Source organism: Streptomyces sp. NPDC086549, from assembly GCF_044746205.1.
GTDB lineage: Bacteria > Actinomycetota > Actinomycetes > Streptomycetales > Streptomycetaceae > Streptomyces.
The window spans coordinates 213,044-238,914 of sequence record NZ_JBIVBS010000003.1; the positions used below are offsets into that span (position 1 = coordinate 213,044).

Annotated in this window: 22 protein-coding genes and 4 pseudogenes; 14 read left to right on the forward strand and 12 right to left on the reverse strand. The window is 69.0% G+C overall.

All coding sequences use genetic code 11. The features are described from left to right. The first annotated feature begins 80 nt into the window (after positions 1–80). Positions 81–716, forward strand: coding sequence for a TetR/AcrR family transcriptional regulator (locus ACIPSA_RS11915; protein WP_402632296.1), 636 nt, complete (start codon positions 81–83; stop codon positions 714–716). Here ACIPSA_RS11915 and ACIPSA_RS11920 read toward each other — a convergent pair. The 3 genes from ACIPSA_RS11920 to ACIPSA_RS11930 all read right to left on the reverse strand — a co-directional run bounded on the left by ACIPSA_RS11920 (position 685) and on the right by ACIPSA_RS11930 (position 5,874). Further along, positions 685–1,335 carry a TetR/AcrR family transcriptional regulator gene (locus tag ACIPSA_RS11920; RefSeq protein ID WP_402632299.1) on the reverse strand — a complete coding sequence of 217 codons (651 nt, stop codon included), beginning with the start codon at positions 1,333–1,335 and terminating at the stop codon, positions 685–687. The two genes, ACIPSA_RS11915 and ACIPSA_RS11920, sit on opposite strands and share 32 nt — an antisense overlap. A gap of 108 nt (positions 1,336–1,443) precedes the next feature. Continuing rightward, positions 1,444–2,490, reverse strand: a complete 1,047-nt coding sequence (locus ACIPSA_RS11925; RefSeq protein WP_402632302.1) for a zinc-binding dehydrogenase — start codon at positions 2,488–2,490, stop codon at positions 1,444–1,446. Between the two features lie 162 nt (positions 2,491–2,652). Continuing rightward, complete coding sequence (locus ACIPSA_RS11930) at positions 2,653–5,874, reverse strand: cytochrome P450 (protein WP_402632305.1); 3,222 nt, start codon at positions 5,872–5,874, stop codon at positions 2,653–2,655. A 246-nt stretch (positions 5,875–6,120) separates the two neighbouring features. On the opposite strand from ACIPSA_RS11930, the gene ACIPSA_RS11935 reads away from it, so the two are divergent. Beyond that, on the forward strand, positions 6,121–6,753 hold the full coding sequence (locus ACIPSA_RS11935) for a TetR/AcrR family transcriptional regulator (protein WP_402632308.1): 633 nt from the start codon (positions 6,121–6,123) through the stop codon (positions 6,751–6,753). 774 nt (positions 6,754–7,527) lie between these two features. Here ACIPSA_RS11935 and ACIPSA_RS11940 read toward each other — a convergent pair. The 4 genes from ACIPSA_RS11940 to ACIPSA_RS11955 form a co-directional block, all read right to left on the reverse strand. Then, positions 7,528–8,160: a Clp protease N-terminal domain-containing protein gene (locus ACIPSA_RS11940; RefSeq protein ID WP_402632311.1), complete on the reverse strand. Its 633-nt coding sequence runs from the start codon at positions 8,158–8,160 to the stop codon at positions 7,528–7,530. A 149-nt stretch (positions 8,161–8,309) separates the two neighbouring features. Then, the gene (locus ACIPSA_RS11945; protein ID WP_402632314.1) at positions 8,310–8,639 is read right to left on the reverse strand and encodes an NIPSNAP family protein; all 330 of its coding nucleotides are present in this window, start codon (positions 8,637–8,639) and stop codon (positions 8,310–8,312) included. A 47-nt stretch (positions 8,640–8,686) separates the two neighbouring features. After that, complete coding sequence (locus tag ACIPSA_RS11950; protein ID WP_402632317.1) at positions 8,687–9,109, reverse strand: SsgA family sporulation/cell division regulator; 423 nt, start codon at positions 9,107–9,109, stop codon at positions 8,687–8,689. 263 nt (positions 9,110–9,372) lie between these two features. Continuing rightward, positions 9,373–9,768 (reverse strand): hypothetical protein, encoded by a 396-nt coding sequence (locus ACIPSA_RS11955; RefSeq protein ID WP_402632320.1) that lies wholly within the window; start codon positions 9,766–9,768, stop codon positions 9,373–9,375. Positions 9,769–10,186: 418 nt separating this feature from the next. On the opposite strand from ACIPSA_RS11955, the pseudogene ACIPSA_RS11960 reads away from it, so the two are divergent. Continuing rightward, positions 10,187–10,258 (forward strand): annotated as a pseudogene (locus ACIPSA_RS11960) (HdeD family acid-resistance protein); the annotation flags it as partial. A 191-nt stretch (positions 10,259–10,449) separates the two neighbouring features. On the opposite strand, the gene ACIPSA_RS11965 reads toward ACIPSA_RS11960, so the two are convergent. The 4 genes from ACIPSA_RS11965 to ACIPSA_RS11980 form a co-directional block, all read right to left on the reverse strand. Beyond that, positions 10,450–11,493: an NAD(P)-dependent alcohol dehydrogenase gene (locus ACIPSA_RS11965; protein WP_402632323.1), complete on the reverse strand. Its 1,044-nt coding sequence runs from the start codon at positions 11,491–11,493 to the stop codon at positions 10,450–10,452. Positions 11,494–11,516: 23 nt separating this feature from the next. Beyond that, complete coding sequence (locus ACIPSA_RS11970) at positions 11,517–12,785, reverse strand: cytochrome P450 (RefSeq protein WP_402632326.1); 1,269 nt, start codon at positions 12,783–12,785, stop codon at positions 11,517–11,519. A gap of 62 nt (positions 12,786–12,847) precedes the next feature. Then, positions 12,848–14,251, reverse strand: a complete 1,404-nt coding sequence (locus ACIPSA_RS11975; RefSeq protein WP_402632329.1) for an NAD(P)/FAD-dependent oxidoreductase — start codon at positions 14,249–14,251, stop codon at positions 12,848–12,850. Next, a complete protein-coding gene (locus ACIPSA_RS11980; RefSeq protein ID WP_402632332.1) occupies positions 14,248–14,466 on the reverse strand; it encodes a ferredoxin in 219 nt (72 codons plus the stop codon). The genes ACIPSA_RS11975 and ACIPSA_RS11980 overlap by 4 nt, the downstream gene beginning before the upstream one ends. Positions 14,467–15,070: 604 nt before the next feature. On the opposite strand from ACIPSA_RS11980, the pseudogene ACIPSA_RS11985 reads away from it, so the two are divergent. After that, positions 15,071–15,211 (forward strand): annotated as a pseudogene (locus ACIPSA_RS11985) (hypothetical protein); the annotation flags it as partial. Positions 15,212–15,251: 40 nt separating this feature from the next. Further along, entirely contained in the window at positions 15,252–15,662 is a 411-nt protein-coding gene (locus tag ACIPSA_RS11990; protein ID WP_402633815.1) for a hypothetical protein, read from the forward strand. Here the strand turns inward: ACIPSA_RS11990 and ACIPSA_RS11995 are convergent. Next, positions 15,594–16,613, reverse strand: coding sequence for an AI-2E family transporter (locus ACIPSA_RS11995; protein ID WP_402632335.1), 1,020 nt, complete (start codon positions 16,611–16,613; stop codon positions 15,594–15,596). The genes ACIPSA_RS11990 and ACIPSA_RS11995 overlap by 69 nt on opposite strands. Before the next feature lie 550 nt (positions 16,614–17,163). Between ACIPSA_RS11995 and ACIPSA_RS12000 the strand changes: the two are divergent. The 9 genes and pseudogenes from ACIPSA_RS12000 to ACIPSA_RS12040 all read left to right on the forward strand — a co-directional run. Beyond that, positions 17,164–17,538 (forward strand): annotated as a pseudogene (locus ACIPSA_RS12000) (transposase); the annotation flags it as partial. Positions 17,539–18,142: 604 nt separating this feature from the next. Continuing rightward, complete coding sequence (locus tag ACIPSA_RS12005; RefSeq protein ID WP_402633742.1) at positions 18,143–18,481, forward strand: transposase; 339 nt, start codon at positions 18,143–18,145, stop codon at positions 18,479–18,481. Positions 18,482–18,484: 3 nt separating this feature from the next. Further along, a pseudogene (locus tag ACIPSA_RS12010) lies at positions 18,485–18,586 on the forward strand (3-oxoadipate enol-lactone hydrolase); the annotation flags it as partial. A gap of 655 nt (positions 18,587–19,241) precedes the next feature. Next, on the forward strand, positions 19,242–19,844 hold the full coding sequence (locus ACIPSA_RS12015; RefSeq protein WP_402632338.1) for a sigma-70 family RNA polymerase sigma factor: 603 nt from the start codon (positions 19,242–19,244) through the stop codon (positions 19,842–19,844). A gap of 25 nt (positions 19,845–19,869) precedes the next feature. After that, positions 19,870–20,658: a zf-HC2 domain-containing protein gene (locus tag ACIPSA_RS12020; protein ID WP_402632341.1), complete on the forward strand. Its 789-nt coding sequence runs from the start codon at positions 19,870–19,872 to the stop codon at positions 20,656–20,658. Positions 20,659–21,914: 1,256 nt separating this feature from the next. Beyond that, the gene (locus ACIPSA_RS12025; RefSeq protein WP_402632344.1) at positions 21,915–22,337 is read left to right on the forward strand and encodes an ATP-binding protein; all 423 of its coding nucleotides are present in this window, start codon (positions 21,915–21,917) and stop codon (positions 22,335–22,337) included. A 260-nt stretch (positions 22,338–22,597) separates the two neighbouring features. Continuing rightward, positions 22,598–24,298: a vanadium-dependent haloperoxidase gene (locus ACIPSA_RS12030; protein ID WP_402632347.1), complete on the forward strand. Its 1,701-nt coding sequence runs from the start codon at positions 22,598–22,600 to the stop codon at positions 24,296–24,298. A gap of 390 nt (positions 24,299–24,688) precedes the next feature. Then, the gene (locus ACIPSA_RS12035) at positions 24,689–25,240 is read left to right on the forward strand and encodes a hypothetical protein (RefSeq protein WP_402632350.1); all 552 of its coding nucleotides are present in this window, start codon (positions 24,689–24,691) and stop codon (positions 25,238–25,240) included. Further along, positions 25,240–25,812, forward strand: coding sequence for a DUF6529 family protein (locus ACIPSA_RS12040; RefSeq protein ID WP_402632353.1), 573 nt, complete (start codon positions 25,240–25,242; stop codon positions 25,810–25,812). Before ACIPSA_RS12035 ends, ACIPSA_RS12040 begins: the two co-directional genes overlap by 1 nt. Positions 25,813–25,871: the final 59 nt, after the last annotated feature.

Below are 25,871 nucleotides of genomic sequence, written 5' to 3' on the forward strand. Positions count from 1 at the left end.
CGTCAATGGGTGCAGCCCAAATAATTGAGGATCTCATCAGTAATGGCAGTGTCATCGTGGCGGTGGTTACACTGGGCCGTATGCCGACGTCAGCCCCGCCCAAGAACCGCTTCGAGCGGCGCCGCGCCGAGACCCGCCAGGCGCTCGTCCGTGCGGCCCGGCAGATCCTCGCCGAGACCGGGGACACCAGCGTCAGCATCCAGGCCATCGCCGAGCGCGCCGATGTCGGTTTCGGGTCCTTCTACAACCACTTCGAGTCCAAGACGGAGCTGTTCGATGCCGCGGTGACGGACGCCCTGGAGGAGTTCGGGCAGGTCATCGACGCGCGTGTGGAAGGCATCGACGACCCGGCCGAGCTGGTCGCGTCCGGTTTCCGGCTCACCGCCCGGATGGCCGACTCCCACCCGGAACTCCTGCGGATCCTGCGTGACCGCGGCCTGGCCCACATCCACTCCGACCGTGGCCTCGCCCCGCGCGCCCTGCGCGACCTGGAGATCGGCATCGCCTCGGGCCGCTTCACCTGCGGCAACGCGACCACGGCCCTGTCCGCCCTGGGCGGCACCGTGCTGTCCCTCGTGGCTCTCAGGTTGGACCGCCCGGACCTGGACGGCGACGAGGCCGCCTCCGACCTGGCCGAGATGGTCCTGCGCATGCTCGGCCTCGCTGCGGACGACGCCCATGAGGTCACCCGGCGCCCGCTGCCCGACCCCGCCTGACAACCTCTCGCACCTGAAGCGCGGCCGCCTGTGGTGCCATGCCGGCGGCTACGAGGAACGCGGTGGCCGAGGCCTCACCCGTAGGGTCCGCCCACGTGCACGCGGCGTTGTCCTCGGCGAGGGCCAGCATCAGTGCCTCGAGCGCCTGGGCGAGGACTGGTGCTGGAAGGTGGTCGGCGAAGACGCCTTCGCGCTGACCGCGTCGTAGGGTCGCGACGGCCTCTTCGCGGGCCGGTGTCAGGGTGGCGCGGATCGCATCCTCTCCCAGATGGCGCCGCCCCAAGGCGATGAGCATGCGGTACTGGTCGCCCACCGCCCATGCCGCCAGCACCATCCGCGTCATCGCCTCGACCGGATCAGCATCCGCAGTACGGGCTGCGGCGAACACCTGCCGGGGTTCATGGCCTGCATCCCGCGTCAGGTCGGCGATCAGCGCATGCCGGCTGGGGAAGTGGCCGTAGAGGGTGCGCCGGGCGACGCCGGCCGCCTGAGCGATGCTGTCGAGACTCGCGTCGGGGTCCTCCCGCAGTTTCTGCCGGGCGGCCGCGAGGATGCGTCTGCGGTTGGAATGAGCATCCCTGCGCTGCGGAGTACGGCCCAGGGCATCGGTCGTCTGCATGGTTCTGTCTCTCCACGGGTGCCGGAAAGCCGTGGGCGCCGGTGCTCCCTCACGCACCGGCGCCCACTCACCCCTGCCCAGGGTGGCTCGATGTCCTGCTGACAGGCGTCAGGGGACGAGGATGAGGCGGATCGGGTCGCCGATCTTGTTCTCCAGACGGCTGACCGCGTCGGCCGCGTCCACCAGCGGGATGTGGTCGGTGATGGAGGGGGCCAGGTCGAGGCGGCCGGCCGCGGTCAGCCGCACCAGCTCGGAGACGGACTCGGGGCTGCCGCCGTAGTGGCCGCGGACCTGCTTGCACATGTAGTTGAAGGTCAGGCCCTCGGTGATGGTGAGCGGCCTGGGCGTGATGCCCACCAGGATGAGGGAGCCGCCCAGGCCGAGGACGGAGGCGGCCTGCTCGCGGACGGCGGGTACGCCGGCGCAGTCGAAGGCGAAGTCCAGGCCCCGTCCTTCGGTGGCCGCGCGGACCTGGTCGGCGAAGTCGGGGTCGGCCGGGTCCAGGGCGTGGTCCGCACCGAAGGCCAGGGCACGCTCGCGGGCGCTGGGCAGCGGGTCGACGGCGATGATCGGCGCGGCGCCGACCAGGCGGGCGAGGCGTACGTTGTGGGCGCCGACTCCGCCCACGCCCCAGACACCGACGGACTGGGCGGGGCGGACGCCCGCGGTGGTGACGACGGCGGCGTAGGGGGTGGAGACCGCGTCGGGGATGATCGCGGCCTGGTCGAAGGGCAGGCTGTCCGGGATGGGGATGAGGGTGTCCTCGCGGGCGATCACGTACTCGGCCCAGCCGCCGTCGTAGTCGATGCCGGCGGTGAGCATCTGGGTGCAGGGCCGGCGGCGCACGCATCCGGCGCACCGGCCACAGGTCTTGCCGGCCTCCAGAGTGACGCGGGTGCCGACGGGCAGACCGCGCTTGAGGTCGGGGCCGAGTGTGTGGACCACACCGGAGACCTCGTGGCCGACGGTGACCGTGTCGGAGGTGGCGAACAGCGGGACCAGGGAGCCGTCGATCAGGTGGACGTCCGAGAGACAGACGCCCGCGGCCTTCACCTCGATGAGGACCTCGCCCGGGCCCGGTACGGGGATGGGGACCTCCTCCACGGCGAACTTCTTGCTGTCCAGGTGGAAGCGTCCGGCGAGCATGGTGTCCATGAAGATCTGCTTTCTGCGAGCGGCACCGCCCGGTGGTTCGGGACATGGGTGCCATGTGGTGTCTGAATGGCATGTGGTGGCCGGGAGGCGTACGGCCGGCAGCGGGGGATGCCGCACGCCTCCCGGCGGCTGGGGGTCGCACGCCGTGACGGCGTGCGACGGTCAGGCGAAGACGTCCTGCTGGTAGCGCTCGTCGGCCTCGAGCCGGGCGAGCCACTGCTGGGCGGTCTCGTCGTCGCTGCCGGTCCTCTGGCGGTGGATGGCGGCCAGTGCCTCGCGGACGGCGGGTGCCATACGGCGGCCGTCACCGCAGACGTAGATGTACGCGCCGTCCTCGACGGCCTGCCACACCTTGTCGGCGGCGCCTGCGATGGCGTTCTGCACGAACCGGGCCGGGTGGCCGGTCACCGCCGAGAAGGCGGTGTGGACCTGTGCGATCCCGGCCTGCTCCCAGTCCTGCATCTCCTGACGGTAGAAGTAGTCGTGCTCCGGGTGGCGGCAGCCGACGAAGACCTGCGCCTCGCCGACCTGCGTGCCGTTGGCGTGCTGCCAGGCCCGCTCCTCCAGGAAGCCGCGCAGCGGCGCGATGCCGGTGCCGGGGCCGATGAGGATCAGCGGAGTGGCGGGGTCGGCGGGCGGGGCGAACGTCGGGGAGGGCACGCGGACGTAGCCGTACACGACGTCCCCAGGCTCGAGGCCCGCGATGTAAGAGGAGCAGGTGCCGCGGTACTGGCCGTCACCGGACAGGGCCGGGCCCTCCAGCAGGCCGACGGTCAGGCGCACATGGCGCGGGTTGGCCGACGGGGCGGAGGAGATGGAGTAGAAGCGCGGACGGATCGGCCCCATCATCTCCAGGAAGACCGCCAGCGGCAGCTCGATGGCCTCGAAGCGCTCCAGCAGGCCCAGCACCGAGACCCGCTTGCCGAGGATCTCCTTGCTGTAGCGCTCCTCGGCCTCCTCAGTGTCGGCGGTGTACGCCTGGAGCTGCGGCCGGGTCCACGGGCACTGGGTGTACTCGGCCAGGGTCTGGATCTGGGAGCGGGTGGCCACGTCCTGCAGTTCCAGGAACTCGGTGAGCAGGATGCCGGCGGTGACGGGGACGCCGACCGGCAGGTGGGTGCGGCCGCCTGCGGGCTGGTCGAGCCGGAGCACCTGGTCGTAGTCGACACCGAGCCGCCTCAGCGCGCGCTCCACCAGGGAGAGTTCGTTCTTGGCGAAGACGGCCAGGTGGTTGCCGGTGTCGTAGGTGACACCGTCGGGCAGCTGGAAAATGATGGACTTCGCCGACGGGCGCGGCGGCTCGATGCTGAAGTCCCACAGACCGCTGGCATCCGCCACGAGCTCCTCGTTGGCCACCACCGTGAGCGGGTACGCCTGCTCGGAGACGATGGCGGGGCGCACGTCGGACTCGGTGAGCAGCTGGACCTGGTAGCGCGGGCCGCTCGCCTCGGAGGTGTCGGCGGCGTACTCCTCGGCCAGGGTGGCCCACAGGTTGTCCATCCAACGAGTGGCCATGCCGTCGAAGTCACCGGCGGCGTCCGCGATGCCGCGCTCGACGACCGGGGTGGCGCCGGCGGCCAGCAGACCTTCCTCGATCCGCTTGGGGAAGGCCTGATAGGTGGCCACCCACTGGGTGTTGCCGGCGCCCAGCAGCGCGAACCGTACGTTCGACAGTGCACCCTCCGGCAGTCCGGCGGCGAGCAGGTCGTCGAAGCGCTGGGCGTTGTCGGGTGCCTTGCCGTTGTAGCTGGCGGCGACGACGGCGAGCAGACCCTCGGTGGGCAGGTTGTCGCCCAGATCGTCCAGGCTCACCAGCGTGGTGCCGAAGCCGGAGCGCTCACCGCGGTCGGCGATGGTGCGCGCCAGGTCTTCGCAGGAGCCGAGGCTGGAGCCGTAGGCGACGGTGAGGTTGACGCCGACGCCGCTGACCGGGGCCTGCTGCTGCGTGTCGTCGGTCTGCGGGTCGGTGGCACCGAAGACGGTCCGCTGGTGCTCCTGACGCGTGCGGACGACCAGCTGGAAGTCACCGGGCTTGCGCGTCAGCGCCTCGCGGACATCCATCTTGTAGTCGGTGGTGTCGGAGAACCTGAACTTCTGCAGCACCAGCGCCAGGGCCAGGCGGGCCTCGGTGAGCGCGAACTGGCGGCCGATGCAGGCGCGTACGCCGTTGCCGAACGGCTTGTAGGCGTGCGGGTGCTGTTCCACGCGGTTCTCCGGCAGCCACCGGTCGATGTCGAACTCATCCGGCCGGTCCCACGCCTTGGTGTGGGAGTGCAGCGCGCCCATGAGGATGTTGGCCCTGGTTCCCTTCTTCAGCTCATACCGGTCGCCGATGACGGTGTCGTCGATGGGCGCCTTGGCAATCAGCGGGATGGGGGCCCACAGGCGCAGGGTCTCCTCCAGGATCCGCGGGATGACGTCCAGCTGCATGATCGTGTCGTAGTCCGGGACGGTGTCGCCGGGCATCAGGCGGTCGACCTCGGCATACGCCTGCGCCAGGACGTGCGGGTTGCGCATGAGCGAGTACGTGGCGAACGACAGCAGGCCGCTGGTGGTCTCGTGACCGGCGATGAGGAAGGTCACCACCTGGTCGCGGACGTTGTCGTCCGCCAGCAGCCGGCCGGTCTCCGGGTCGGTGGCCTCCAGCATCAGGCCGAGCAGGTCCTCCTCGCCGGTGCCCTTCCCCTCGCGACGCTCCTTGATCACGCTCTCGACCAGGTCGCGCATCAGCTGGATGTTCTTGCGGTACTTCCTGTCGTCCGCCTTGCGCAGCTTGGTCATCATCGGCAGCTCCTGGGAGCGCCGCATCGACTCGATCAGTGCCTCCAGCAGCGCGTTGAGGAAGGGGTGCAGCTCCTCTTCGTCGAAAGACTGGAAGCGGTAGCCGAAGCCGGACAGGGCGATGGTGTCCAGGGTGAGCCGGGTGTAGTCGTCGGTGATGGCGACCGGCTGGCCCTCCCGGCTCCCCCACTTGCCGACCAGGTTCTGGGCGATCTCCAGCATCTGCCCGAAGTACGTCTTCATGGCCCGCTGGCTGAAGGCCGGCAGCAGGATCCGGTGGGCCATGGCCCATTCCTCTTCGTGCTGGTGGGCCGTGAACAGTCCCGCCCCTGTGTAGTCCCGCACATGGCTCAGCGGCGTCTTCTCGATCTGCTTGAAGAACCGCGTCTCGTCGCAGACCTCGGCCACCAGGTCCGGGTCGTAGACGAAGACCTGCTCGATGCCGGCGATGTCCATGCCGTAGATGCCCTCGGGGAACTGCTTGGACAGTTCGTTGAAGTACTCCACCGGGTTGGTGTCGGGGATCTGCGGCGTGTGGCCGAGGAGGGGGATCCCACGCGGGGACCGGATGGGGCGAAGGTCGTTCGCGGGGTGCGTGGTCATGGCTTGCTCCTCTGCGTGGAGGGGGATGGGCAAGGGCGCGCTGCGCAGGTCGATGCCGTGGCGCCGTACGGAAACATACGCCGTATGGAATTAGTACCGTACGGCGTATGGAAACCTGAAACAACCCGCGACCGTGCAGGCAGGTGCTGTGATTCAGGTCATTTCCATACGGCGTACGGAACTGATACCGTACGTGGTATGGAAAAGAAGGTGAGGCGTGCCCCGCGGGGAACGAGGAAGCGAGACGTGCCTCTGACCGAGGCCGGGATCTATGCCGCCGCTCTGCGGCTCATCGACGAGGACGGGGTCGAGGCGCTCACCATGCGCAAACTCGCCACTGTGCTCGACGCGAACCCGATGTCGCTGTACCACCACGTGCCGAACAAGGAAGCCGTGTTGCGCGGCGTGGCGAGAATGGTCGGCGCCCAGTTTCGCACCGTGACGCTTCAGGACGCTCCGTGGCAGGAGCGCATCCGTCTGCTGGCCATGGATTTCCGGACCCTGGCGCACCGTCACCCGGAGCTGATGGCCTACTCGTTCAGTCACCAGCCGGACTTCATCCAGCCCGACGACCCGTTCTGGACCGCGCTCACCGCGATCGTGGCCGCTGCCGGGGTGTCGCAGCCGGAGGTCCCGGAGATCGCCGCTCTCATGGTCGCCGTCGTCGTCGGTGTCCTCGGCGCCGAACTCAACGGCTCGCTCCAGCAGTGGGCGAGCCTCAAGCCCCGCGATGCCGCTGCCGACGCGGACGAGGTCACGGACGCAGACCAGGCAGGCCCTGACCAGGAGCACATGTTCCGGCTGGTGATCGACACACTTGTCACGGGCCTGGAGGGCCGGCTCGCCGCCGATCGTAATGGCCAGGGCGCCGGCCGCTGAGTCGGTGGTTCCAAGGCGTTGCGGCCTGGGGCGCCCGTGATCGGGCGAGTTCAGCCTGCGACGCACTTGGAGCCACCCGTCACCTCCGGGAAGACCGTCCCGGGGCAGCCGCTGCCGGTGCACGGTGTGTTGTCGACCCGGCTGCGCGGTGGCGAGCAGCAGGGGAAGCACTTGCAGGCCGGCACCGCCACCGACAGGTCCGCGGTCCGGAGCTCCGGGTGGCCCTCGTCGCGACTGCCCCGAGCTTGTGTGCACGCCCCCGGATCTGCCCTCCCGGCAACTACACCCTCAGGCGTCGTCGCAGGCCGCGCCTTTCTCCCCTCAAGGCGCTGCGTCGGCACCGCGGGCCCCTGGGTGCCGTGCGCTCACCTGGACGGTGCGCGCGCAAGGGCGCTGGACGCAGCTGCGCGGCTCACTCGCACTTTGGACAGCGAGCCTGACCACGCCTTGGCAGCCGAGCTGTCTGTGCGGTGCCGGTCGAAGCATGGCGGGCATGGTGTCGCTGGTACACCTGCATTCCCCGGAGCAGGGGGCGGGCCACGCCCGGGCGGCCAATTGCCGCTCCTCGGCGCACGAGTGGCGTCCAGCTGCCTCCTGGCGGCTCGGGTCCCCTGAGGCCGGGCCTCGCCGCGGGTACGGAGCCGCGCTCGCCGCCGGTGAGACTTCCCGGGTTCGGCCAGAGCTGCTCTTCTCCGCAGTTGATCTGGTTTTGAGGGGGCAGGGAATATGAGTATGCAAGGGGCCGCTGACCGTGAGGTCGGTGGCCCCTGAGCATCAGCGCAGTGCGTTGTTGGCAGTCGTGCAGTGATGAGCGGGTGTCCGTGGCCCGGCGTCGAGGGAGGACGGGGCGAAGCCGGCCTCGGCCAGGATGTCGGCGGCCACTCCGCGGCCGAGCTGGGCAAGGCCGATCAGCAGGTCGTCGCAGTCGATGCGGTCGGAGCCGTTGTGATCGGATCTCGTCCGGGCAAAGGCGATGGCCTTGCGGGAGTAGGGCGTCCAGGCGATGCGCTCGGCTGCTTGGGAGGCACCCATGCTCAGTCGGGTGCCGACCAACCGGTGGACCGCTTTCGGCGAGACATCGACGGCCTGCAGGAGCCGGGTGGCGCTGTTGTCCTCGGCGGTCAGGCCCCAGAGCAGGTGCTCGGTGCCGATGTAGTTGTTGCGCTGCTGGATCGCCGCCTGTTTGACGTGCGCCAGCGCCCGGCGGAGATCGTCGGTCATCGATTCGGGGCTGTAGCGCTTGGGCGGGCCGTTGAAGCGCTGCTGGACCGCCTGTCGAGTCACACCCAGGGCGGCACCGATGTCGGCCCACGAGGAGCCGTGCGTCCGGCAGCGCTCGACGTGTTCCTCGACCAAGGCATCGGCCAACGCCTGCAGTTGGCCGGCAAGGTCCGCAGCGACGGTCAACAGGGCAATTCCGTCGTGCTGTTCCTGACCTGCGGGACGGTGTGTGGTGTCGCATCTCCGGTGGACTTCCGCGATGAGATCGCCCAGGTCCGGAAGAGCCATGAGGGCGCTTGCCCTTCTGGTCGCGTCACCTGCAGGAAGGCCAGCCGTCATCGCAAGGGCGAGTCGGCGGTGGGCGTCAGCACGGACTCGTCGACATCGATGATCTGGCTGATGTCGAAGCCCTCCATGTCCGCGCGGAATTCTGGACTCGACAGGTATGCCTCCAGCCGCTCCTGCACGTTGTCGATGTCCCTGTAGGAAATGAGGGCGTACAGCCGGGGAGTCTCGCTTCCGGGCGCCGCGGGCACCGTCCAGACGCCGTGTGTGGTGATCCGCTGCTTGGCCATGCCGGGAATGTGCTGGGCCCAGATCTTCTCGTAGGCGGAAAGGGCGTCGGGGCCGCGCAGGGTGTAGATGCGAAGCTGGTACTGAGGCATGACACAGGTTCCTTTTCTTCTGAGCTCTGATCATGGATGGTCGGCGGTCAGTCTTGGGGGAGGAGGTGCGCCAGTTCGGCATCCCAGTCGATGTGTCCGGACTCGGTGCCCCGTGGCACCAGAGCCTCCGTGTCCTGAAGGAAGGACGTGATGTCCTGCACGGGGACCTCGAGCAAGGCGGTGCCTGTGGAAGACCCGAGGGCGATGTACATCGACTGGTCACCCCGCCCCGCGGCCCACCAGACCCTGACGTCCGCGTAGCCTGCGGAACCCTTCAGGCCGTCAGCCAGAAGATCCCGCCCCAAGACCCATTCGACCGGCTCGTCACAGTCGGCGAAGAAGACGGCATGGACGACATAGGGGTCGGTGGGCTCATACCGAAGACGTACGCACAGGGGCAGTGAGTAGGCGCGCGAGACGACCAGCTGCACGGCTGTCCGCCGCTCCACAGTCTTCAAGGACTTCTTCATCGACTTTCACTCCTGGGCGCGGCTCGGCTGCGTGTCACGCACGGCCTGTGGCAAAGAGGCAGCGCGGGCGGGACGGTGCAGCAGGGCGCGGGCGCCGGACGGCACCGGCGCACCGCACGATGAGTGGCGCTGCACTCACTCGGCCGGCGGTCGGCGACGCCGACCCACGACCGCCGGGCGCGTCCCTGCCGCCGGCAGGGATCGGACCGAGGGGAACTGCTTGGGCTCACGGCCTCGGTACCCGTCTCACCGGTCGTCGCGGCTCAGGCCGTGGTGGTGCCTGCCCCGGCCGTCGTGCTCGCAGCGGCTCCGTCGTGCCGGTAGGACCTGTCGGACGTCCAGTCGTGTCCCTCGCCCTCCCAGCGGTAGAAGTGACCATCGCGGTAGTAGAGACCCTCGCAGTCGTGCCGGGTCGGGTCGGTGCCGTGGTGGTCCTGGTGCCAGCCACGGGTCTCGTCGCAGGAGTAGCCCTGTTCGAGCAGGTAGCCGACCCCGTGGTCCCAGCTGTGATCAGCGGCCTCACCCCTGTCGGACGGTCGCGGGGCGTGCGCGGGCGCAAGGGGTGCGGCCGATGCGGTGCCCCCGGCACCGAGGACGGCGACACCCGCGACCGCTACGGAGGAGACAGTGAGGGCGATGCGCTTCGTGAGCTTCTTCATGATCTTTCCTTCCCGGTGGCGTGATCTGCGCCGGCGGTGGTTCGGTCAGGCGATGTGTGGCCCCTGGTGTGGTACGAACGAGCACTTCCATACGCCGTATGGAAGCACCCTTCCAGTATTACCATACGCCGTATGGAAATGTCGAAGTGATGAAGGCGACCAAGGTGAAAGGCGCGCAGGAGTGTCCAGACAACTCCAGGGCCTCCTGGGTGAGTTAGATATCGCTGTCCACTCGGTCCACGGGGGTTGCGTTGCGCGGCCTCGACATGCGGGCGGCGGTTCGCTGAGCTGAGTCAGCGGAGGAAGGGCGGATGGACGTGCCGAGCAGCCCCGCCGTCGGCTGCAGGCCGCCGCGCGACAGCCGCCGCCCGCCCCGCGGACACCGAGGGGGCCCGGTGGCTGGTCCGCCGACGACTGACTGATCTGCTTCCGGGGCACCCTGGAGTCGATCCTGCTGCTCGTCCTGTGGATCGGCTTCAGCTGGCTGCTGAACCCATACCCGCAGTGCCCGAGTCGCCCAGCGGGCGGCCTCACTTGTCGAGCACTCCACGAGCAAGCTCCTTTGGCCTGCTCACCGGCACGTGCCCTCGGTCGAGGTCGGGATCAGGCGTCTTTGGGCCGCCCGACACCAGCGGCTGCAGCACACGTCGTGGTGTCCGGTTCGGGTTGACTCGTCGGTACTCATGCCTGGGGGGTGACGACGGCGCGTCCTTGGATCTTGCCGTCGTGCAGGAGTTGATAGGCGGCGTCGGCGCGTTCCAGGGGGAAGTGCTCGACCAGCATTTTGATCTTTCCCTGCTGGGCGAGGGTGATCACTTCCGTCAGTTCGGTGAGGGAGCCCCAGTAGGGCGAGGCGACCGAGCACTCGTGGGGCGGGCTGGAGAAGTTGACGGGCAGGGCTGCGCCGCCGAGGCCGACGATGGTCAGGTGGCCGAGCATCCTGGCCACCTGAGCAGCCATCCGCAGGGTCGGGGCTACGCCGACCATGTCCAGGACGAGCTGAGCGCCTTGTTGCCCCGTGATCTCCTTGATGCGCTTGATCGCCTCGTCACCCGAGAGCAATGCTTCGTCGGCGCCCATGCGCTTGGCGGTTTCCAGCTTGCCGGCGTCGGTGTCGACGGCGACGACGGTGGTCGCCGCGCTGAGCGCGCGCAGAATCTGGATGGTCATCTGGCCCAGGCCGCCGGCCCCGATCACGACCGCGGTCGAGCCCGGCCCCAGCAGGTGCAGCGACCGTTTGACGGCGTGATAGCTGGTCAGTCCGGCGTCGCTGAGCGGGGCGGCCTGGCGGGGGTCGAGGGTGCCCAGCGGAATCAGGTACCGCGCTGCCGGGACCAGCAGGTACTCGGCCATGCCCCCGTCGTGACCACCTCCCAGGCCCGGGCCCTGACCGCCCAGGGTCTGGCAGTAATTCTCGCGACTCTCCCGGCAGTTGGCGCACACCCCACAGCCCCAGGAGCCATAGACGATCACAGGGTCCCCGGGTACGAACCCGGTGACACCGGGTCCCAGCCGTTCCACCCATCCCGCGTTCTCATGGCCCAGCGTGAAGGGCGGACTCGTGAAACCGGGTAGCGGGGCGGGTGCCTCCATGATGTGCAGATCGGAGTGGCACGCACCGGCACCCCCGACCTTCACCAGAACCTGCCCCGGACCGGGATCGGGTACCGGCACCTCGCGCAGCTCGGGCGGTTGCTGCCATCCGACCAGTTGATAGGCCTGCATGACGGTCCTTCCCGCACGCCCATTCAGTCGCGGATGCCGTCGATGTCGACCAGGAGGTGGCGGGGGCCGCGGAAGATCTGGTTGTGCCGGTACGGCGGTGGGTCCTCGACGAGGCGGGGGTTCTGCACCCGGCGGATGAACTCGCCGACGGCGATCTGGACCTCGAGCCGCGCGAGCGGAGCGCCGAAGCAGAAGTGGATGCCCTGGCTGAACCCGAGGTGCTGGTTGTCGCGGCGTTCGAGGTCGAGTTCGTCGGGGTCGGAGAACCGTTCCGGGTCGCGGTTCGCCGAGCCGTACGCCAGGAAGATCGGCGCCCCCTTGGGGATGGTGGTGCCGGCGATGTCGATGTCTTCCACGGCGGAGCGGGTGTGCCAGAACTGGACCGACGACTCGAAGCGCAGCAGCTCCTCCACCGCGGGCACGATGAGCTCGGGCCGGCGGCGCAGCTTCTCGAGCGCGTCGGGATGGCGCAGCAGGGTGAGCACGCTGTGGGCGATGAGGTTGACCGTGGTTTCGTGTCCCGCGAAGATCAGGAGCAGGGTGTTGCTCGCGAGCACGCCCTTGGACATCCGTCCCTCCGGGCCGTCCTCGTTCACCATCGCCGAGAGCATGCCCGGGCCGGGCTGCTGGGCGTACCTGTCGAGCAGCTCGGCTGCGAACTGCCCGAACTCCTGCACGGCCTGCCGCCCCCCGGCCTGCCGGCTCTGGATCTCTTCGGATGCGGCCTCGGGACCGAAGTCCAAGGCGTCCAGGGCGGTTTCTATCCAGTGGTGGAAGCGTCGCTCGTCCTCCAGCGGCACGCCCAGAACCTTGCAGATCACCGTCACCGGCAGGGGATAGGCGAACTCGTCGACGGCATCGATCCGGTTCTTGCCCTTCATGTTGTCCAGGAGGCCGTCGACGATGCGGCGGATGTCGGGTTCCAGGTCGGATATCAGGTGAGGCGCGTGGGGCGGGCCGGCGAAGTGCGGCATCATCATCCGGCGATCCCGATCGTGCTCGGGCGGATCGCAGGTGATGATGTTCGGCTCGGTCAGTGCCTCCCTGATCGGCTCGGCCACCGGCTCCGCCGGGCCCTCTGCCTGGGCCGCGGCCGGGGCGGCACACTTTCTTGGATCCGAACTGACCCGGGGGTCGTGGAGCAGCGCGACGATCTCCCGGTAGGTGCTGACGACGTAGGTTCCGTCCGGCTGCCGCGCGACCGGTGTCTTGCGGAGTTCCTCGTAGAACGGGTACGGATTGGCGCGGTTGGCGTAGCGGAGGGCCTGCTGCCAGGGGGTTTCCTCGACCACGAGGCTCCCCTCCTTCTTCCTGTCGGTGCTGTCCGCTCACACGGGTTGACCCGGCGGGCGCGTCAGTGACGCCGAGGCCGGAACTCGGCCGTCCGCTCGCCCGGGTCGTGGCCGGTCAGGACGACGTCGGGTACGGCTCCGGGGGCGCCACGTTCCGGGAACTCGGCCGGCATCGGCTTCGTGTCGGCCGGCTGGTCCCAGCCCGGCGGCGCAGGCGGGAACGGACCGGATTGCTCGATCAGCTTTCCGTAGTACTCCAGCCACTTGCCGTGGTCGAAGGTGACGGCGGCGACGATGCGACCCCGGTGACCGTAGGCGGCGGCGAAACGGCGCTCCGAGACGGATCCCTGCGTGAAGACGATCTCGTCACCGAAAGGCGGCACGCCGACGGACTTGATATTGACGCCGAACTGACCGGACCAGAAGCCGGGAAGCAGCAGATGCGGGCGATAGTGGGGCTCGAGGTTCACCATGTTGTGGGCCGCGACCTCGGCACCGAAAACGGCGTTGTCCCAGTGCTCCATCGCGAGGAACTGGTACTCGTACAGCACATGCGGCGCACGCGCCACGTCCCCCGCCACGTAGATGCTGTCGGTGACCACGCCGTTGATGTCGAAGGCACGACCACCGGCGTCGCACCCCACGCCCCAGAATCCGGCCGCCAGCCCCGAGCCCTCAAGCCATTCCACGTTGCGGATCGACCCCAGCGAGGCCACCACCACGTCGGCGTCCACGGTGGCGCCGTCCGAAAGCTGAGCACGCCGCACGTGCCCGCCGGAGTCGCCCTCCAGCGACGACACCCCCAGCCCGCAGCGCAGGTCCACGCCGTGATCGCGCTGCATCTGCGCGGCGATCTCCCCGATCACCCCGCCGAGCGCGCCGACCAGCGGCGCCGAACCCCGCTCGACGACGGTCACCGGGATGTCCAATTCGCGGCAGACAGAGGCCACTTCCGAGCCGATGAACCCGGCGCCTATGACCAGGACCCGCGACGGTGACTCGGCCAGCGCCTTCTGCAGCTGTGCAGCATCATCCCGCGAGCGGATCGTGTGGACCCCGTGCAGGGCGGCCTCGGCGGGGTTCGGCCACTGTCGCGCGCGGGTGCCCGTGGCGATCAGCAACCGGTCGTACGGGACCTGCTCACCGTCGGCCAGGCGCACCTGCTTGGCCGCCCGGTCCAGCCCGGTGGCGGCCACCCCGAGCCGCCAGTGCGCATCCACTTCCCGCATGCGCGGCAGCTTGGTGTGGTCGGCCGGCACCCAGCCCTTGAGCACCTGCTTGGACAGCGGGGGACGGTCGTAGGGCTCGTACGGCTCGTCCCCGATAATGGTCAGAGGACCGGTGAAGCCCTCCTCGCGCAGGGCTTCCGCGGCCCGCAGCCCGGCCAGAGATGCACCCACGATGACAATCCGGCCACTGGCTCTGAACTCGCGCACCAGCTCTGCGACCGTTGCCGGCAACGTCATGACGTCGCGCTCCCCTCCGCGCCGTCCAAGCGGTCGATCACGATCGCCTGCACGGGGCATGCCGCAGCGGCTCGCTCGACCTGCAGGCGCCGCTCGTCATCAGGGTTCGGCTCGTAGGTGAGCGCCTCCTGACCACTCAACCTGAAGACGTCGTGAGCCAGATACACGCATTGTGCGTATCCCTGGCATCGATTCAGGTCCACGACGATGCGCATGGGCAGACTCCTTCCGCTCTGCCTCCCGCCCCACGGCAACCATCGACACGTTCCTGCAGCTATGGAGCGGTTCTCAAGCCTCCTGCACCTCGCCACCTCCGCGTGCCACGTATGGGCTGTGAGCGTCACATACGGCATCCGATGGCGTCGGTATCAAGGCCCGGCAGGGGCCGTTGGGCCCTAAAAAAATGATCGTCCCGCCTTACCGCGATCGCAAACGCGCTGTTGCGGAAAACACGCTGCGGAAAGCCTGTCCGCGGGGAAGCGACCCGACCCCAGCCGGCCGGCAGAGGCCACCGACAGTCCTGGGCCGATGCAGTGTGGGCAGGGGGCGGAGCAACGGCACGATCCTCAACGCCGCGGCAGCGCACCAGTGGCCGCTGCGGATCGCACATCTGATCGCCTCATCATGTTTGAGGGACTTGACGGCCAAGCTGTTACGGCTGACTATTTCATCAGAAGTGGACATATCTTCCACTATCTATCGTGTGCCGCTCATCCGGATCGCCGACGTCGTGCGCGCTATCACGCTGTGAAGCGGTCGCTGCACTTGCTGGGACCGGGCTCGACCGCGGTCGTGATCGGGGCCGGCGGCCTGGGCCAGATGACCATCCAGATCCTGCGCGCGCTCAGCGCGGCGACCACCGTCGTCGCCGTCGACACCGACGCCGGCAAGCTGGAAACCGCCAAGCGTATGGGCGCCGACGAGGCTCTGCTCTCGGGCGACGAAGCGATCGCGCGCATCAAGGATGTCGGCGCAGCAGGGCGCTCAGCTCGTGCTGGACATGGTCGGCACGGACCCGACGCTGCGGATGGCTGCCCAGGTGGCCAGGATGCTCGGCCACCTGACCATCGTCGGCCTCGGCGGCGCAGCCCTGCCCGTCGATTTCTCCAGCCCGCCGCACGGGTGCTCGGTCGCCTCGCCCTACTGGGGCTCCCTCACCGAACTGATGGATGTGATCACGCTCGCCCAGCAGGAGAAGATCAAGGTGCTGGTCGAGCACTTCCCCCTGCAACGCGCCAACGAGGCGTACCAGCTCCTGCACGACGCAGGATTCAGGGACGTGCTGTCATCACCCCCCACGCGTGATTGCCGTCGTCAATCTGAACGGGACGCTCGGCATGCCTCATGGGCCACGGACCCCGGTCCCGGTGAGCAAACATTCCCACCGAGCAACATGAGGCTGATCGGGTGACGATGGACATGTACGGACGTGACCACGGCTCCCAGGAGGAGGCGGGCGCCATGACATCCCCTTCCGCGACAGGATGACCGGTTGCAGGAGGTGGTTCTCGGCCTGCTGATAGACGATGAAGAAAACGATGGCTCCGATGCCGGCCGGCAGGGAGTGGACGAACGCCACCGTGGAGGCGACGACAGCCCCTATGGTGGCCCCCACCAGGGGAATGAGGTCGGTCAGGGCGACGAAGAGGGCCAGCAGGCCGGCAAACGGCACTCCGGAAACCAGAAGCATCACGTAGGTCAGGAGCCCGCAGATGACGCTGATCAGCAAGTTTCCGGTCAGGTAGCCGTTGACGGTACGGGCGCACGCGGCTCCGACGCGGCGTATCCGGGCCGCGGGCGCCTCGTCCACGAGGGACAGCGACCGATCTATGGCCTTGGGGCCCTCCAGCACCATCAGATAGGCCAGGACGAAAATGGTGAGAGCGCCTGCCGCGGTGCTCGCGGCACTGCGGATGAACTTCAAGGCGGGCGTGCTCAGTCCGGTCGCGAACGCGTGGATCTGCGCCTGATGCTGATGGACATACCGCAGAGCATGCATCCTCTCCAGCAGGCTACCGACTGGCCCGCGGCCGGCCTGGGCGTCCCTGATCATCGTGGGCAGACGACCGGCGAACCGGCTTCCCTCCTGGGCCAGGGGGATGACGAACAGGGCGACCACCGCGCCGACGGCCGCGGCCGCAGCCAGGAAGACCAGCAAGGTGGCCACCGACCGTCGGCACCGCGGCACCCGTCGGTGCAGCGCTTCGACCGCTGGATGAAGTGAGACGGCCAAGAACACCGCGATGACCGCCCAGATCAAGACACGGCGAGCCTGGACCACCAGCTCGAGTATGCCGTAGGTGGCGAGCACCAGACCGATGGTGGCGAGGATGGTTCGCACCGGAACCGGACGCGTCGCCATGGTCATCGGGTGCCCAGCCCAGTCACGGGAAAACGAGAAGACCTCCTCGCCGGGTGTTCCGCTGCCGCCAGTGGTGTGGGCCGGGCTGACGCAAACGTGTCGTTCGGCGCCTGTGCCGCCCTGGTACAGGACCCCGCCTATCGGGACGACAAACTCGGCACGGCCCCGTCCTCCCGGCCGGTCTGGACGGCGAAGCCGTCAGCCTGCCGACTCCCGTGCGGTGCCGCATCAGTCCTCGGGCGCTCCGGGTATGGGTTCCCCGGCATCGTCCCGGTGCCGGGACCTCCGGGCGACTGCGAGGTCGACCCGCCATCCGGCGGGTGGTCTGAGACTCCGGCGAGCCGTTCCCGGCCGCGGTACCGAGATCTATGACCGAAGTGTCCCGTGACGGGCTTGTCGACTGTCGTTGCGGGATGGTGCCTGCTGGTACCGAGCCACAGGGCGTGTCCCCATAGGGGGCTTGCCGAGGATCAGGCGCCATCACGGTTCAGACCGCCCGAGCAGGCCGGTGCCATCCACCAGCGCGTCACCATGCGGGAGGGGAACCACCATGACGACCGGACAGCGCAGCACCTCCTCCACCAGCACGGATTCTCCTGTCCCGAGCGAGGTCGTCCTGGGCGTGGACACGCACGGCGAGGTTCATGTTGCTGCCGTGGTCTCCCCGCTGGGGAAGGTCCTGGGCTCCCAGTCCTTTCCTGCCACGGCGGCCGGCTACCGTCGGATGCTCGTCCGGGCCCGCAAGCTGGGGACGGTGCGCCGGGCCGGTGTGGAAGGCACCGGCACCTTCGGCGCGGTCCTGTCCCGCTACCTGCCGGCTCAACATGTCCAGGTGTACGAAGTGAACCGGCCCGACCGCACGGCCCGCCGTCTGCTCGGGAAGTCGGACCCGCTCGATGCGCAGGCTGCTGCACGGGCCGTGCTCACTGGTCGTGCCCGGGCCCGGGCAAAATCCGGCGACGGCCCGGTGCACAGCGCCCGGATGTTCAAACTAGAGCCTCGGCAGGCAACGTTTGCCCGTCAAGGAGCGGCGTCCGGTGCGTGCTCTGGGGGTCCCCCCCCGGCCGGAGGCTGGGGGAGTGCCGGACGGAAGCCCTCGTACTGGGCGTACTTGGGCTTTCGGCCGGTGCGGCGAGAGTGCGTGCCGGGCGTCGCGACGGGGCGAACGTTGCCTGCCGGGGCACTAGCCAAGGACTCCGCGGTCAAGGCCCGCACCCAAGCGGTCAACCAGCTCAAGGCCGTCATGGTCATAGCCGACCCGGCCTTGCGGGAACGGCTGTCCAGTCTGGGCAACCGCGAGCTGTTCCGCACGTGCGCGCGCTTCAGCCTGCGCGAGGGGGACGACGAGGACGCCGTGGCCCAGGCGACCCGCATCACCCTGAGCCTGCTGGCCCAGCGCATCGAGCAACTCACCGGGCAGATCGATGAGCTGAAATCAGCGCCTGACCCGGCTCGTCGAACGCCACGCCCAGCAGCTGCTCACGCCCCTGGGTATCGGCCCGGACAGCGCCGTCACTCTACCGATCACCATGGGAGACAACCCCGAGCGGCTGCACACCGAGGCGTCCTTCGCTGCCCTGTGCGGAGTCAGCCCCATCGAGTACTCCTCGGGCCGGCGGAGCTCGTGTCGCTCAACCATGGCGGCGACCGGCAGGCCAACGCCGCCCTGCACCGCATCGTGTTCACTCGGCTGCGCCACGACCCGCGCACCCAGGCGTACTACGAACGCCGCAGCCAGGAGGGCAAGACCCCGCGTGAGATCATCCGATGCCTCAAGCGATATGCCGCCCGAGAGGTCTTCAACCTGGTCAGGACGGTATCCAGCATCCCCCGTTACAGCCGCGTCCGTGATACGTGAGAGGGTCTGAGGCGTGAGTGAGACACCGTCGAACACCCTGCAATACCGCTTTGACGGGCCAGAAGAGGCTCCCGTCCTGATCCTCGGTCCCTCACTGGGTACCACATGGCACATGTCGTAGAAGCCGTCCAGGGCCGTCCATCCAGTCCTATGCGGACGTGTATGTCCAGTTTCGGGATCCTGTGCCGGGAGGGCGTCCACGGGGTGTGTGATTCGCGCGTGACAGCTGACAGCACGACGAAGCCCGGCCGGTCTGGGCGGATTCCAGTGGTCGTCGCAACACTGTGAGAGGTGAGGAGCCCCCGTCGGCTGATGCCGATGGGGGCTCTGCGTGTGGTGGGTTGCGACGGTGTGCCGTGATTGGCGGGAGCAGTGGCTTCGGCTTTCCGTCGCGCCGCGCCGTTGCGACGAGGCCAGAATGCTTGGCTGCTCACGGCCCCTGGGGCCTGTGGTCCTGGGCTTCACGGGGTGGTCGCACTCTGGTGTTGATCCTGCGCGGCGCCGCTCGACTTGATCGTACGTGCCGGATGATCCGCGGCTGCGGGGCACGACGGTTCGCACGCCGTGGATGTGCGGGCTGTCTGGGGAGGGGCGTCGTGCAGTTCAGAAAGCGGGATCGCCGCGGACCAGCCGACCCCCGGCCCACGCATGCTTGATCCTGGTGAGGCCGTAACGCCGCAAGGACATGCCACCCGCGACGCGCACAGAGCGTGACCGGCGCGGGGCTGCTCGTACAGGATAAAGCGGCGCATATGCGTGACGATCGTCTTATGCCCTGGAGTTCCCGAAAGCGTGGTCCAAGGACCGATCCGGATCGCTCCGCGCACCGTGTCTCTGATAGAGGGACGCTTTCGACCGTAGATGAGGAACTGCTACGCACTCTGTACGCGGAGCACGCAGGAGCCCTGTTCCACTACGTGCTGCGACTGACCTCAGGAGACTGGCAATGGGCAGAGGACGTGGTGCAGGAGACACTGCTGCGAGCGTGGCAGCATCCCGCCGCGTTCGCCCCCGCACGCGGCCCGGCCCGGGCATGGCTGTGTACGGTCGCCCGGCACCTGGTCATCGACGCCCACCGGGCCCGGCAGTCCAGACCGGCCGAGGCCGGCGGCGAGGCCCTTCAGCGGGCCGCCGAGCAGACGCCGGGCGAGGACCAGATCGAGCAGGCACTGCAGAGCTGGGCGGTTGCCGACGCCATCCGGTCACTGTCCCCGGACCACCGCGCCGTCCTGCTGGAGACCTACTACCGGGGCCGGACCATGGCGGAGGCCGCACAGGTGCTGGCTATCCCGCTGGGCACCGTGAAGTCGCGGACGTACTACGCCCTGCACGCCCTGCGGCTGGCGCTGCAGGAACGGGGCATCGAGCCATGACCGTGGCGGGCAGGAGGTGGCGACCATGAGTGCGGAGCACGACGCCCTTCGGCTGACGCTGGGAGGATACGTCCTGGGCACGCTGCCCTCGGCGGACATAGAACAGGTGCGCGTCCACCTCGCGGCATGCGCCGAATGCCGGGCCGAACACGTCCAGCTGGCGGGATTGCCTGCGCTGCTGGGGACGGTGACCGAAGCCGAAGCCTCAGGCCAGACGGTGCCGACGGCTGACAGGGACCTGACCGGCCGGCTGGTGGCACGGGCAGCCGAAAGCGCGCAGGGCTCCCTGCACGAACGGCCCGCCGCGCCCGTGGTGTCGCAGGCGCCAGAGGGGGGTGTGCTGGAGAGGCTGCTCCAGCAGGCCGCGGCCCGGCGCCGCAAGTCCTGGCGTCTGCAACTGGCCGGCGTTGCAGTCTCGCTGACGTTCATCGCGGCAGCGGCAGGCGGCACATGGCTGGCGGCCATCGGATCCGTGGGCAGTCAGGCGACGCCGCCCGGGCCGATCGCGCCGACTATCTGGCGCACTCTCTCCGGAAGCGATCCCACCACCGGCGTCTCCGCCTCGGTGAAGGTCTCGCCCTCTGCCTGGGGCAGTCTTCTGCAGATCTCCGCCAGGGGGGCACCCGCCGGAATCACCTGCCGGCTCCAGGCGGTCGGGCCCGGCGGGGCCAGGACGGACGGCGCTACCTGGCGGGCAGGCGAGTACCCTGCCGGCACCACGATCCCAGGAGCGGTCGCCATGGCTCCGGGAGCCATCGAGCACTTTGAGATCCTCGCAGGCAACGGTCAGAAGCTGGTCACCATCCGAGCGTGAGGCCAGGCAGGCCATGGCGGTCATGTCACGGGACGGCCCGGCCGCCCAGTGACATGACGACGGCAGCCGGGCGTGAGCGGATGGTGGCACAAGAGGCCAAGAAGACGTCGCCTTCGAAAGGCCGGGCCCTCAGCGGCGAGGGGCCCCGGGCAGTCGACAACAACCGGGCCGCCTCAAGACCGGTGGACCGGGCCTGGAGGAGCGCGCACAGGACGTCCAGCCGATGGCCAGCGAGAGGGCTTGCGATCGGGACATCGGCTGTACAGGCACGCTCGTGATCACCGTCGTCCCCCGATGCCGCCACACCGCACAGCTCCGGGATCGGCGAGACCGTCCGACAAGGGCTCCCGGCCGATGAGCGCGGCGGCCTTGGAGGCCGACACCGGCACCTCTATGGCCGAGGGGCTGATCGGCACCAAGCGCGCGGAGGCGGCTGGTGGTCGAAGAGGCCGCCACCGGCCGGGAAACATCATCCCCGCGGCCAGGCTGATCAAGGTGAAGGCCGTCCGGGTGCACGACCAGCGGGTCGAGGGTCGGGTTCAAGCAGCCATCCGATCGATCTGGCCGCTGTGGTGCCACACATCGCGGGGCCGGTCAGCTGCTGCGGCTGCTTCGCCTGCACGACCTGTCATCGGGGGACTGTGTCGGTATCGGGGCAGTTCTGCAGCTCGGTCGTGGGGCTCTGGCCCGCTTCCGTCACGCGACCTCCGTAGTGGCTCCCGAGACGCGCCGACGGTTTCCGGGCCCTGGTCACTCTCGTCCCGCTCCGGCGAACCGGCCCAGTCCGCAGCTGACCTCATGCATGAGTGGGCCGACGGGGCGTGCACAACTCTTCTTATTCCCCGAAGTCCGTACAGCCCGGAGAAGAGGATCCAGCACGTCTGCACGCCGAGGACTGCGACCCAGCCGAGATGCGGGCAGGGATGTCGGTCCCGTTCTACGGCGCGACGCTCCCGCAGGGCCGTCCGGAAGACCACGGGCGAGGGGACCGAGCTGTCGGTGCCCGGTCCGGCCGTGCGGCAGTGGGCTCTGGGCAGCGGCGGCTGAGCCCAGACAGGCGCCGACATTGACACGACTCGCAAGAATCCGAACAAAAGTGGCGAATAGCTCGAACCGTCCGGCATACGTCGTCCGTGGAACTGATTGAGCGCGCCCATGCAGGATCAGGATCCGGCCTACCGACCGCCTCCGAAATTGTTTGCGCTCGCCCCGTTCCGGTCTCCGCACATCCACAGAAGAGTCAGAAGACCATGTTTGTGACCGATTCCGCCAGCCCGACTTCACTGCTCGGCCGGCCCTGCCGCCGCCAGGCGCTGCTCACCCTGCCGGCGCAGGAGGCGCACGTCTCCGCCGCTCGTCACTTCGCGGCCGATCTGCTGGAGACCTGGAGTGTGCCCGCGAGCGAGCGGGACTCCGCCGTTCTCATCGTCGACGAACTCGCCGCCAACGCGGCCCAGTACGGCCGTGAGCGCATGGCCCTGCTGCTCGCCCTCGACCACGACGCTCTGCACATTGTGGTCACCGACTCCGGCGCGGCCGTGGAGCGCCATCGCTCCGAGGTCGCCCCCGACGAACACGGCCGTGGCACCGGCATCGTCCAGTACCTCGCCCATTCGACCGAGATCCACCAGACACGCAGCGGCCGCGAAGTCCACGCCTGCCTGAGGTGCTCGCCATGACCGGACCGTACGCTCCGCACGAGCCGCGCCCCCCTGCCGGGGCCGGCACTGCGGCACAGGGCCGGGTCACCCGACGCCCCTGCCGAGTGGGCCTTCGCAACCCACAAGCCGTGCCCCGTCGACAACTGCCCGGGCCCGGCCCAGGTACCCATGCGGTCCGTGGCACACCCATCGGCCCTCGATCACGGCGGCCCTCACCACGACACGGTGCTGTGTCGACGCTGCGGCGCCGGCTCCTGCGTTCCGGCGGAGGTGTGAGCGTGGACGTCACCCCGAACAGCGGCAAAGACATCAGCGTCCCGCCCCCGCACGAGGCATACACGAATGCGCCGGATCTGCGGCGCGAGATGCATCAAGTGCTCGCTCTCGGAGCCGAACGCGACCGCCGCCAGGCCAGGCCCCTCACCGGCTCCCCGATCGATGCGACGGCCGCCGAACGCGCCTGGCTGCTACGGCGGGCCGCCCTCATGGACCGGATGGCCCTGGACGGCCCCGGCCCCGGCCCGGTCGCGGCTGCCGCAGAAACCGCCGAACAACTCCTCCTCCACGACCGCCGCCATCCCGACCTGGCGGCCGGCCCGCACCACCCCGACACCATCACGCTCGCGTGGCCGGCCCAGATGAGCCACGTGCATGACCGCCAGTTGCCACAGCCCGCCACCAGAGACAAGGAGCCACAGAACATGGGTGGAAAGCAGAAGACACTCGCCATACTTGCCGGAACCGCGCTGGCAGCCGGACTCACCAGCCCAGCTTTCGGGTCCACCACCGCTCACTCGCCGGCCCTGCGCACCGCCGCGACGGGGTCGGGGAAGTCGGTCGTGGAGTGGAACCGCGAGCTCATCACCATCCTCAGCGATCCGAAGGCGCAGCCGTCCACCGTCCAGCCCACGCGCAGCTTCGCGCTTCTCCAGGCCGCCGAGTACGACGCCGTGGTATCGATCACCCGGGCCGGCCCCGCCTACGTGTTCTCGGTGTCGGCGCCAGGAGGCGCTCGTGCGGATGCCGCAGCGGACCAGGCAGCCCACGATGTGCTGGTCGCCCTGTACCCGGCCAAGCGCGCAGGCGTGGACCAGCTGCTGAGCAGCCAGTTGTCCGCGATTCCGGGCGGCCCGGGCAAGCAGGCGGGCATTGGTGTGGGAGCCGCGGTCGCCCGCCGACTGATCAGCCTGCGGTCCAACGATGGGTCCTCGGCCAAGCCGCCGCGGTTCCGCCCCGGCGACAAGGCCGGTGACTACCGGCCCACCCCTCCCAAGTTCCCGGCACCGGTGTTCACCAACTGGGGCTCGGTCAAGCCGTTCGTGCTGGCCGACGGACGCCAGTTCCGCCCGGCACCGCCGCCGGCCGTGAGCGGCGCCGCCTACGCCAGCGCCTTGAACGAGGTCAAGAGCCTGGGGAGCAAGACCAGTACCACCCGCACCCCCGATCAGACGGCAGCCGCGAAGTTCTGGGCGGCGGCGCCCGTCTGGAACGTCTGGAACCAGGTCGCGCAGGGCCTTGTCACCTCCCAGAACGCGAGCCTGGAGAAGGCGGTGAAGGTCTTCGCCCGGCTCGACCTGTCCCTCGCCGACACCACAATCGCGATGTACGACGCCAAGTACGCCTACCGCGTATGGCGGCCCGTGACCGCCATCCGGCTCGGCGGTACGCACTACAACCCGAGCATCGTCGGCGATCCCAACTGGACCCCCCTGCTGCCGACCGCACCGGATCCGTCCTATCCCGGCGCTCACGGCGCTCTCAGCCAGGCGGCGGCAACGACGCTCGCCGGGTTCTACGGTGCGCGGCATCATCTCGCGGTGACATCGAAGGGCGTCACCCGAACCTTCGCCGGCTTCCAGGACGCCGCCACCGAAGCGTGGCTCAGCCGGATCTGGTCCGGCCAGCACACCTCCCTCGACAACCGCGCGAGCCAGCAACTCGGCACCCAGGTGGCCGATTTCGTGGCGCGTCATCTCTGACCGCCCCCACCGCGCGACAACCATGCGCAGCATGGCAGTGGCCAGAAGCCAGTGGTCCCGGCGCATCGGGTACCACTGGCTCGGACCACGCTCAAAGAGCGGCCATCCTCCGCACCGAGGGCCCGCAGTTGCTGGCCGGCAGGCCGGATGTCCGCCCGCAAGAAGTCCTGGCTTCCTACTGACTCCGGCTCGTCAGACACCCCATGGCGTCGAGATGTCTGACGAGCCGAAGTCAGGTAAACGGGGTCCTCACCGATGGAGCAGCGTCTGCCCGGGCGGGCCAGTTGGAGTGGACAGGACCCGAGCACCCGGGGCCAACTGGGAGAACAGGTCCGCTGGGGTCGTTTCCCGCGGCTGCGTGGATGCGCCGTCCGACACCATGGAGCGCTCATGAAAGAAATGGCCGCGGCGGCACTGCCGGCGGTTTCCGCCGTGCCGCTTGCTGCTGCAAGCGGCACTCCCAGCCGGACGATCTCGTCCGCCTGTCCCAGGCCCACATCTGGAGCGCTGTCAGTCGGCATCCCCCTATACATCGGCTCGGCCGCACCCGGCAGCGCGGCCGCCGCCACTGGCACGGCCACGGTGCACTCCAGCAAGCTCGGCCCCATCCTGGATGACGCCAAGGGGCGCACGCTCTACCTCCCCAAGGCCGTCAAGCCGACTACGCCGACCGGCGGCGGAGCATACGCGTTTGCCTGGCCGCCGCCGCTCACCTCCGGCACGCCCAAGGCGGCCCCGCTTGCCAGGAGCAACCTGATCAGCACCGCGAAACGCTCCAACGGCATCACTCAAGTGACCTACACCGGTCACCCGCTGCACTGCTTCGCGGGTGACACGACGGCCGGTGACACCAACGGCGAGGAAACCAGCGCGTCCGGCGTCACAGTGGTACGTCGCAAACGCATCCGGCAGCAAGGCCGAACCCGATTGATGGGGGCCTGATGACCGGGCACACGGGCGCGCGGATGCGGCGTCCCGCACGAACGGTGGCGGGCTTTTTGGCTGCTTTGCTGCCGGTCGCGGTCGCGGTGGGGGTGTATGCGTTCGGCCGCACGCACACACCCGACTACACCAGCGGCCTGTTCGGGCAGCACGGCGTCGGCGTCATCGATCTCAAGGCGCGCCTGGGCAGCGCTCTGATGGCACTCGCGGTCGTCCAACTGCTGCTCGGACTGTGGATGTACCGGCGCCTACCGGGAGCGGGGGCCGCACCGCACCGGGTGCACCCCGCACACCGGCTCATCGGCCTCCTTGCCTTTCTGCTCTCGCTGCCCATCTCCTACCACTGCATCACCGCGTACGGAGTCGATTTGACGAACAGCCGAGTGGCGGTGCACTCCATCACGGGCTGCGTCCTGTACGGCGCGTTCGTCGCCAAAGTGCTGGTGGTACACAGCCGCCGACTGCCCGGTTGGGCGCTTCCGGCCGCCGGCGGCGCCCTGGTCACCGCCATCGCACTGATGTGGTACACAGCCGCCTTGTGGTTCTTCGCCGGCTCCGCCCCCGGCTTCTGACCGTGCTCTCATCGAGGCCCGCCATGGCCTGCACGGCAGCCCTGTTGCAGATCGGACAT